This is a genomic window from Knoellia sinensis KCTC 19936 (genome assembly GCF_000768705.1).
GTDB lineage: Bacteria > Actinomycetota > Actinomycetes > Actinomycetales > Dermatophilaceae > Knoellia > Knoellia sinensis.
Map to the genome: position 1 here is coordinate 1 of NZ_AVPJ01000033.1, position 8,466 is coordinate 8,466.

11 protein-coding genes are annotated in these 8,466 nt (G+C 68.0%); 4 read left to right on the forward strand and 7 right to left on the reverse strand.

All coding sequences use genetic code 11. The annotated features are described in order from the left end of the window. Positions 1–792: helix-turn-helix domain-containing protein (locus N802_RS18870; RefSeq protein WP_035919517.1), on the forward strand; the 792-nt coding region annotated here is incomplete at its 5' end. Positions 793–812: 20 nt separating this feature from the next. Here the strand turns inward: N802_RS18870 and N802_RS18875 are convergent. Next, positions 813–1,391, reverse strand: coding sequence for a dihydrofolate reductase family protein (locus N802_RS18875; RefSeq protein WP_035919520.1), 579 nt, complete (start codon positions 1,389–1,391; stop codon positions 813–815). 205 nt (positions 1,392–1,596) lie between these two features. Between N802_RS18875 and N802_RS18880 the strand changes: the two genes are divergently transcribed. Then, on the forward strand, positions 1,597–1,941 hold the full coding sequence (locus N802_RS18880; RefSeq protein ID WP_035919523.1) for an MmcQ/YjbR family DNA-binding protein: 345 nt from the start codon (positions 1,597–1,599) through the stop codon (positions 1,939–1,941). 104 nt (positions 1,942–2,045) lie between these two features. Continuing rightward, positions 2,046–3,140 carry a globin family protein gene (locus tag N802_RS18885; RefSeq protein WP_156971525.1) on the forward strand — a complete coding sequence of 365 codons (1,095 nt, stop codon included), beginning with the start codon at positions 2,046–2,048 and terminating at the stop codon, positions 3,138–3,140. A gap of 35 nt (positions 3,141–3,175) precedes the next feature. Here the strand turns inward: N802_RS18885 and N802_RS18890 are convergent, their stop codons facing one another. The 4 genes from N802_RS18890 to N802_RS18905 all read right to left on the reverse strand — a co-directional run bounded on the left by N802_RS18890 (position 3,176) and on the right by N802_RS18905 (position 6,930). Further along, positions 3,176–4,189, reverse strand: coding sequence for a serine hydrolase domain-containing protein (locus N802_RS18890; protein WP_035919528.1), 1,014 nt, complete (start codon positions 4,187–4,189; stop codon positions 3,176–3,178). Between the two features lie 60 nt (positions 4,190–4,249). Further along, on the reverse strand, positions 4,250–4,621 hold the full coding sequence (locus tag N802_RS18895; protein ID WP_156971526.1) for a hypothetical protein: 372 nt from the start codon (positions 4,619–4,621) through the stop codon (positions 4,250–4,252). A gap of 500 nt (positions 4,622–5,121) precedes the next feature. Beyond that, the gene (locus N802_RS18900; protein WP_156971527.1) at positions 5,122–5,880 is read right to left on the reverse strand and encodes a hypothetical protein; all 759 of its coding nucleotides are present in this window, start codon (positions 5,878–5,880) and stop codon (positions 5,122–5,124) included. Between the two features lie 81 nt (positions 5,881–5,961). After that, positions 5,962–6,930, reverse strand: coding sequence for an alpha/beta fold hydrolase (locus N802_RS18905; protein WP_084072360.1), 969 nt, complete (start codon positions 6,928–6,930; stop codon positions 5,962–5,964). A 66-nt stretch (positions 6,931–6,996) separates the two neighbouring features. Between N802_RS18905 and N802_RS18910 the strand changes: the two genes are divergently transcribed. Then, positions 6,997–7,551, forward strand: coding sequence for a TetR/AcrR family transcriptional regulator (locus tag N802_RS18910; protein ID WP_035919538.1), 555 nt, complete (start codon positions 6,997–6,999; stop codon positions 7,549–7,551). Positions 7,552–7,605: 54 nt separating this feature from the next. Here N802_RS18910 and N802_RS18915 read toward each other — a convergent pair whose 3' ends face one another. Both N802_RS18915 and N802_RS20680 read right to left on the reverse strand, forming a co-directional pair. Then, entirely contained in the window at positions 7,606–7,992 is a 387-nt protein-coding gene (locus tag N802_RS18915) for a gamma-glutamylcyclotransferase family protein (protein ID WP_052110175.1), read from the reverse strand. 67 nt (positions 7,993–8,059) lie between these two features. Next, positions 8,060–8,278 carry a helix-turn-helix transcriptional regulator gene (locus tag N802_RS20680; protein ID WP_211254465.1) on the reverse strand — a complete coding sequence of 73 codons (219 nt, stop codon included), beginning with the start codon at positions 8,276–8,278 and terminating at the stop codon, positions 8,060–8,062. Positions 8,279–8,466 lie beyond the last annotated feature (188 nt).

The window sequence follows — 8,466 nt, forward strand, 5'->3', positions numbered from 1 at the left end:
CCAATCCCCACCACTCCCCGGGGCTCTGTCGATGCGGGGATCGGCCTGACGACGTGGTCCCTGTCCGGCGAGTCGGTGAAGGTCGACGTGGATCTGGCGGGCGGTCACGTGCCGACGCCCGACCAACTTGCTGCGGCTGCTGAGGTCGCCCCACAGCATCCCGCCATGACGTCGCTCGGCCTCGACCATGCCCTTCGGGTGAGTGACGTCGTGCCGATCCGACAGTTCTGGGGCACTGACGCCTATGAAGGCATGCACGGGTACTTCGACGGTCGCTACCCGATCGCCATCCCGTTGCGGCAGACGCCGACCTCGGTGATGTTCCTCGGTGGGCACCGCGCTGACCGCGACTTCACGGACGGTGAAGTGACCGCGTTCGAGGCGCTCCAACGGGTGCTCGTTGCGGGGCTGAGCTTCCGCGCCGCGCTCGACTCCCTCACCGACGTGTTGCAGGCGCAGAAATCGTCCAATCGGCCGGCTTCTCTCCCGGAATCGTCCAAGTGGACGGTTCCTGTTCCGGAATCGTCCAAGCAGACGGTTTCTGGCACCCGGGAGCTCGCTCCAGCCGTCACTCCCGCGGTCGCACTGTGTGCCGACTATGAGCCGACGCGGCGTGAGGCAGAGGTGCTCGCCCTCGCCGCGACGGGGTGGACGAACGTCCGGATCGCGCGCCGCCTCGGGATCGCCGAACGGACCGTGCGCAAGCACCTCAGCTCGGTGTATGAGCACACCGGTCAGCGGGGCCGGGCGGCCGCAGCGGCGTGGTGGACCCGACGCTGCGCCCTGGACTGAGGCGCACTCAGGGCGACGCGTCAGTGGGGCGTCGGTCGATAGGTGAGTTCCAGCGTGCCGCCGTCGAACGTCCGGCTCTCGACGAGTTCGAGGTCGAAGTCCGCTGCGCCTGAGAACACCGGGTCGGTCCCCGTCCGACCCGTGAGCACCGGGAAGAGCGTCACCCGTATCCGATCAACGAGGCCGGCGTTGAGGAGTGCCCGGTTCATCGACAGGCTGCCGTGCGACAGGAGCGGGACGTCGGACTCCTCCTTGAGCCGGGCGACGACGTCGACGGCGTCGCCGCTCACGAGGGTGGCGTCCGGCCAGTCGAGTGGCTCGGAGAGCGTCCTCGACACGATCGTCGTGGGCATGTCGCGCATCGCCGTGTTGACCGGGTCGAGGTCTGGGATCGACCCGCCCTTCGGACCCATCCAGCCCTCGAACTCGCGAAAAGTGTTGGCGCCCAACACCATTCGCCCCTCGCCATAGAGTTCGCTGCGTCGAGCCAGGAACTCCGGTCCCTGCTTCCCCCAGTAGCCGCCCCAGTCACCGTCCTCGCCATATGACCCGTAGCCATCGAGGGTGGACAGGACGTCGAACGTGTACGTCGCACTCATTGGGTGCCTCCTCGCATCCCGACCCCTGGCTGAACGGACGCCTCCCACACTCCCACGCCTTCCCCGCAACGTCAGTGCCATCGGTCGCTAGGGCAGCCGTTCACGCTGACGTTGCGGAGGCGCCGGGGGAGGTGAGGTGGCCGCGGGACGGGGGCGGACGGCATACGGGAGGGCTTTGTCGGTAGCCCGTGCCACGCTGGAACGCATGCCGGTCACGATCGACGACGTGCGCGCAGTGGCTGACGGCCTGCCGCGCAGCTACGAGGTGCTGGTGCGCGATCGGGTGAAGTTCCGCGTCGGCAGCATCGTGTGGCTCGCGTTCAATCAGGAGGAGACCGAGATGGGGTTCGCGTTCCCCAAGGAGGAGCGGGCCGCGCTCGTCGCGAGCGAGCCGGAGGTGTTCTTCCTGCCGCGCGAGTCGGACCTGCGATTCAACTGGGTGGAGTCGCGGATGGGCGCCCTCGACGAGGAGCGGATGCGCGAACTCGTCCTCGACGCGTGGCGCATGGTCGTGCCCAAAAAATTGTGGGATTGGCCGGCAACTGATTGAAAGCGCCAGTAGTGACCGACCGGTAGGTGGTCGGTGTCAAGCGCACGCGAACGGCCCTGTAAGACTGGACTTTCGCGCTTGTCGGCTCATCCGGAGGAATGTCGATGTTGTGGCCGTATCTGCTCATCCTGGCGGGGGCCAGTCTCATCATTGGCGCACTCATCTATCGACGCCGGATCATCGCCCGTGCCGCCGAGGAGGACTACGACGGTGGCTACGGCGAGGCGGCCTATCAGCAGCGTGAGGACCCGTGGGATGTCGAGCGTCCGCGAGAGCCGGAGCCGACCCAGGAGCCGACGCCCGAGCGGTGGGCGGTCGAGCCGGCGCGCATGCCTGAGCCACAGCCCGAGCGGTCGCCGGAACCCGAGCGCGCGCCGGAGCCGACGCCCACGCCGTGGGCCGAGCTGAGGCGCGACGACACGCTGGCTGGTGAGGCCCGGTCGTTCGCGGCACCTCCGCCTCCGGAGCCGGTCCGCCCCGTTGCCGCCGCACAGCCCGAGGCGCCCGTCGACATTCCCGTCGAGCCTGCTCCCGTCTCACGGCCGGCCGAGCCCATTCGGGCCGAGCCCACCCCAGTCGAACCCGCTCCGGTCGAACCCGCTCCGGTCGCACCGCCCGTGGCGCCGCGGACCGAGCCGCGACTCGACGACCCGACACCGACGATCACCATCGTCCTCCCGGCCACGCCCGCGCGCGTTCCCGCGCCCGCTGCGAAGCCGGACCCCAACAGCAGTGATCCGTATGCCGGCCTGCCCGATTCCCATGTGCTCACCGAACCGCCGATGATCCGCTGGGGCGAGACGGAGGTGCTCCTCCACGACTGGATGCGCTACTACAGCGACGGCAACGTCTGGTCAGGCGTCCTCACGAGCTTCACCGAGAGCGTTGCGGCCGACCCGTTCGTCGCGAGCTACTTCACGTCGTCGGGGGACGGAACCTTGGCGCGGCACTCCCTTTCCGCGCTCATCATGCTCACCAGTGACGGTGTGACGGTGGGTGCGCTGCGCCAGATGAAGGCTGCTCACGCCGGACTGGTCAACGAGCATGGCGATCCCATCAACGCGTTCGTGTGGAACCGCCTCGTGCAGGCCCTCTCGAACGCGTTGACCGAGCACGGCGTCCGCGACGCGACCCTCGTGAAGTTGGGCGCCACCCTGGAGCCGCTGCGCGCTGCGATCGTCGCTCCCGTCAAGCACTGAGACGCGGGCGACGTCGCCGTCAGGCGAGTTCGCCCTCAGGCCAGTTCGGCGTCGATCGCCTCGGCGAGGACGGCGATCACGGGCCAGGCACCCTCGGAACTGTTCCCCAGCACGCTGACGGTGGTCTGGGACGCGGGGATGTGGGTGGAGCGGAACGAGACCCCCGCGTCGTAGCCCTCGACGATCAACGCGGGTGCGGTCGCGTTCAGGAACAGGCCGAGCCCGACGCGCATGCCTTCATCGGGCCAGTCGTAGCGAGGCGCCATCATCAGCGCGAGCGTCTCGGGCGTCACGATGCGACCGTCGAGCAGCGCGATCCAGAAGCGGTGCAGGTCGCTCGCCGTGGTGAACGCGCCGCCGTCACCGGTGCCGAGCACCGGTAGGTGCAACGTGTTGGTGAGGTCGCCCTCGTCGTGGACGTAGCCGACCGCGGCATCCGCCGGCAGCGCGTTGAGCGGTGGGAAGCCCGTCGCCGCGAGCCCGGCGGGATCGAGCACGAGCCGCTGGACGAGCCCGCGGTAGGTCTCGCCAGTGGCCCGCTCGAGCAGCACCGCCAGGACGGCGTAGTCGCCGTTGCAGTAGACGAAACCCTCACCGGGCGTGGCCCGCTGCGGGAAGCCGTCGAGCACCGGCACGAAGGCTTCGGCGGTCGTGAGTTCGTGCACCGGCCGCCCCAGCACGAAGTCGTCGACCTCCCAGCCGGCCTCCTCGTCGAGGTAGTCGCCAATGCCGGAGGTGTGACCGAGCAGGTGCTCAATCGTCACTGCGTCGTCGATGAGTGGCAGGTCGTCACCCAGCAGGTCGCGGGCGCGCTGCTCGAGCCTGAGGACGCCGTCCTCGACGAGCCGCATTGTCGCGAGCGCCGTGAACGCCTTGCTGCCGCTGGCAATGCCGATGCGCGCATCGACCCGCATGGGTACGCGAAGTGGCCGGTGCAGGAAACCCTCGGTGCGCTCCAGCACGCGCTCCCCGGCGATGTCGATGGTGATGACGCCCGTGAAGGCGTGCTTGGCGACCGCCGCATCGAGGGTGCTGGGCTCCACGTGCATGATCGACCTCCGACAGGGTGACGCCTCGATGCTACGGGCGCCTCCTGAGCCGGACGAGGTTCAGCAGGCAGGCTCGGGGTCGAGTTGGTCCTCGTGGAGCCACTGTTGCTCGAGCGCCAACATGTCGTTCTGAAGCCTCGCGGCCTCGTCCAGCTGACCGGTTGTGATGGCAGTGTTGATGGCGATGTTCATGTTGGACCTCTGCGCTTCGCGGGCCGCCCGGTTCCGTTCCTGTCGAGCCGCCCATGTGGGGTCTGGCACGCAGAGCGGCGAGGCTTCGGTGGCAGCAGCGGGGGTCTTGGCCGGGGCCGCCGGGCGGTTCGGAGTCGTCGCGCGCACGGTCAGGGTTGGAACGGGGGCAGCCTCATCGGCCTCGGAACTGGGGCCCGACGGCGCCTTGCTTGTCACGGTGACGGTGGGCTTCGGAGTCACAGTCGGGACGGGGTCAGCCGAAACCGTCACCGTTGTGTGAGGGGTCGGGGTTGCGGGAGGCGTGCTGACTCCGGCAGGTACGGCGTTCCGGCTGGCCACGTGGCTCGCACCCCAACCGGCCAGCCCGGCCAGGACCACGACGCCCAGAGCACCTGCGAGCACCACCCTCTTGCTGACTGACGGTGATCCCGCCGCCTCATCCCTGTCCTGCACACCAGTCCCTTCCGAACCTCCACGGCCTGACTCACCCGACAAGCGGGACAGCCAAGGGGGAAGATTATGTGTCCGACGGTCCGGGCGCTTGGGAATGGACGAACTCTCCTACATCGCAGTCGACGCCGGACGCCCGCTCCGTGAACGCCCACTCACGTTTGGGCGCCTTCGCTCTCGCTCCGGGGAATTCTGGTCGACCACGGAGGTTCCGATTCCGTGGAAGGGGACACGACGGCATACGGGATCGTGTGTCAGCCAACGGAACTGGCCGCGGCCCAGGGAGATCGTCACCCCTGAGTGAAGAAGGCCTTGAAGCTGATGGCGTTCGACGTCGCGAACTTCCGGATCTTGGCCTGAGCCTGCGGGTTCAGGCGGAGCGTCGATTCTTGGCCCGCAGCGAGTTCCACGACCGACGCCAGCGGGATCACCTCGAGCGCCTGCTGCGGCTCCCCGGCCTGGGGTCGATCCCAGACGATGCAGACGACCCCGACGGACACCGTGGCCTTGTTCGCGTTGGTGACGCGCACGGCGGAGACGATCACGGGATCGTCGAGTTCGGTGCCCGTCTCGTCGACGGGTGTGGCGTCGACGTGGTGCGAGACGTTCGGGAACGTCGCGCCCTTCGCCTTGATGTTGGTGACGCGCACGTCGGTCGCCTTGGCGGCGTTGGGACCGCCGAACACCAGCACCTCGACGTTCTCTCCGGGGAGGAGGACCTGGCGGCCGCCGGTCGCTCCATAGATCCCCGAAACCCGGACGTCGGGCAGTCCCTTGCCCGAGGCGTCGAGAGCCTGGACGTCCGCGTTCAACAGGATCGGCACACCCGACGTGTTGGTCACGATCAGGGTTTGGTCCATGCGGCCCGATCCACCGATGTCCTCGAAGTCGAAGGTCATGGATTGAGCCAATTCCCTTGGCGCCAGGGCCTTCTCGTCGACCTGCCACGAGACGCCGGCGATGCCGGGAACGCAGCCCGTGAGGAGGAGCATCAGTGGCAGGGTGGCGACGCCCCAGCGCCGCGCGTGGGTCCCGAGGGTCAGATGCACCGGCACACACTCTCACGACGGGTGCTGCTCGAGCTTTGGGCTTCCGCCATGATTCCGGAGCCTCGCTCCTCGGCGACCGCGTCAGGACGCGGAGGCACTCTCGGCCGATCGGTTGAACCAGTCGATCGCGAGGTCGGCCACGGCGTCGGGGGCGTCGTCGGTGACGAAGTGCGCGGCGTCGTCGACGTAGGCGAACTCGATCCGATCGGCGTGCCGCTCTGGGTTCCGGCAGATCCGCTCCATGAGTTCCTCGGTGGTGGGGTAGTCCTTGCGTCCGTAGACCACAAGGGTTGGGACGGTGAGCCGCTTGCGGCGATAGGCACCGCCAATGATGCGCAGTGCTTCAGGAACGACCATGCCGCGCAGTAGCGGACGAACCGCCGCGTCGATGTCCGGCCGGGCAAACGGGGCGAGGTTGGCCGCAATCGTGGCCTCTGACATCGGGTGGGCGGCGTACCTCGCGGAGAAGATGTAGCTCAATGAGGCGCCAGGACGGTGCCAGATGAATCGCGGCAAGTGGGTGAAGTTCGGGATCAGTCTGGGGCTGAAGGTGAAGAACGCCGGCCACACGGACAACTGCACCAGCGAGTGAAGCCGCTCCGGATGCTCATAGCTCAGGTGGATCCCTGTGATGGCACCCATGTCGTGCGTGACGAGATGGGAGCGCTCGATGCCGAGGGCGTCGAACAGGGCGAGCAGGTCGTGCAGCCGGGTCTCGCGTTCGATGCCCGGATCGTCGGCCACGGTCCAGCCGGCTCCGCGCAGGTCCGGGCAGTAGGCGCGATATCCAGCCGCCGCGATACTCGGAGCGATGGTGCGCCACTGCCACCAGTGCTTCGGGAAGCCGTGCAACAGGACCACGGGGTCGCCCTCGCCGATGGCAGCGACGTGGGTGCGGAGGCCTGGGGTCTCCACGACGAAGTGCTCGAAGCCAGGCGCTTCGGGCAGCGGCGGCGACCACTGCGCAGCCGGATTCAGGGAGCCAGAGGAACCTGAGGAGTCCGGAGGTCCGGGAACGGCTGGTCTGGCTGGCGTGTGTGGCGAGGACATGGCGACCCCTTGTGTGCCGTGGAACTACTATGTTCATAGTAGACCCCTCGCGAAAGGGAGGTGTCCATGCCCGCGACGACCCGCGAGCGCTCCCTCGAGGCAGCCGTCGAGTTGCTTGGCGAGCAAGGCGTCCGCGCGCTGACCCACGCGCGCGTCGACGCCCAAGCCGGCCTCCCCGCCGGGTCGACCTCGAACTGGTTCCGCACCCGCCGGGCCCTCCTCGCCGGCGTGGTCGACTGGATCGCCGAGCGCGAGCGCGCCGACTTCGACCCGGCACGGTTGCCGCCGATGTCGGGCGTGGATGAACTGGTCGCGGGCCTGTGCACCATGACCGAGATCCAGGCCGGACCCTTCGCTGCGCGCACCCGGGCGCGCTATGCCTTGTTCCTCGAGCTCGCCGACGACCCCGAGATCGGCGAGCCCCTTCGGCGACAGCGACACGAGTTCGAGCGGTGGACCGAGGGACTCGTGACCGCAGTCGGGATCCCCCACCCAGTCGCGGCTGCGAGGGCCATCATGGCGCTCGCCGACGGACTGCTCATGCACCGCCTCACCATCGACCCCGAACTCGATCTCCGCCCCACCATCGACCGCGCCGTGCGCGCCCTCGCGGGGCCCTGACCGAGCAGCGCACCACTTCATCGCTCCTCAGCTGGTGAGTGATTGCTCCCGAGTTCATGCTCCGGTGCTGGCCTGCGGCTCAAACGCCACGCCCCGCGGAACGTAGATGTGGGCATCGACAGTCTCGCCATTGTCGCGAGTGACGCGCGTCAGAACCCGCTCGTAGCCCTCGCCCTCGAACTCGTCGAGACGCTCCCAGTGGCGGGCCAATTCCTCCGAGCTGAAGAGCACTCCGCCAACCTCAAGTCCATCCTCAGCTCCGTCCTCAACTCCCTCCTCAGCGAGCACAATCCCGGGGAAGCCGACCTCGGCGCCCCAGCCGTGCGGAAGCAACGTGCCCCTCACGGTCGCCGCCTCCCACGTGCCAAGCACGTCGGCGAGGACATGCTCATTGGGCCGGCCAGGAGCCAGCGTTCCGTAGACAAACAGCCGATCAGTCATCCCAGCGCCCTTCCCACGACTGCACCTGATTGCGAGGACCAGCATTCATCAGTAGAGATGCTGGCCCTCATGCGATCTTCGGGCCGCCGCGGATGGACTGCTCCTCCTGGATCCGTGTGCGGTTGTCGCGGGCCCTCAGGTCGTAACAGTCGAAGTAGACCTTGGCGATGAGTTCCACGCGGCTGTTCACCTCGGCCTTCTCGAAGATGCTCTTGAGGTGCTGCTGCACGGTCGTGGGCGACACCCCGAGTGCCTTGGCGAGTCCGGTCGTCGAATCGCCGCGCATGGACCGGACGGACTGATCACGGAAGGGAAGTCGTACCTCGACGCGACCGGGATCGCAGCCCAACTCGGGATGACCACCTGACGACACAACGCAAGAACCCCCGAACCTTGAGTTCGGGGGTTCCGCGTGTCCGATGAAGGACATCGGTGCGCAAGGGGGTGTCGAGTCTCAGGACATACGCAACAGAT

What these genes read in the sequence shown, in the direction of transcription:
- N802_RS20680 (WP_211254465.1), bottom strand. Translation starts at nt 8,278, where the DNA reads ATGCGCGGCGATTCGACGACCGGACTCGCCAAGGCACTCGGGGTGTCG.
- N802_RS18915 (WP_052110175.1), bottom strand. Translation starts at nt 7,992, where the DNA reads ATGACTGATCGGCTGTTTGTCTACGGAACGCTGGCTCCTGGCCGGCCC.
- N802_RS18905 (WP_084072360.1), bottom strand. Translation starts at nt 6,930, where the DNA reads ATGTCCTCGCCACACACGCCAGCCAGACCAGCCGTTCCCGGACCTCCG.
- N802_RS18875 (WP_035919520.1), bottom strand. Translation starts at nt 1,391, where the DNA reads ATGAGTGCGACGTACACGTTCGACGTCCTGTCCACCCTCGATGGCTAC.
- N802_RS18910 (WP_035919538.1), top strand. Translation starts at nt 6,997, where the DNA reads ATGCCCGCGACGACCCGCGAGCGCTCCCTCGAGGCAGCCGTCGAGTTG.
- N802_RS18880 (WP_035919523.1), top strand. Translation starts at nt 1,597, where the DNA reads ATGCCGGTCACGATCGACGACGTGCGCGCAGTGGCTGACGGCCTGCCG.
- N802_RS18890 (WP_035919528.1), bottom strand. Translation starts at nt 4,189, where the DNA reads ATGCACGTGGAGCCCAGCACCCTCGATGCGGCGGTCGCCAAGCACGCC.
- N802_RS18885 (WP_156971525.1), top strand. Translation starts at nt 2,046, where the DNA reads ATGTTGTGGCCGTATCTGCTCATCCTGGCGGGGGCCAGTCTCATCATT.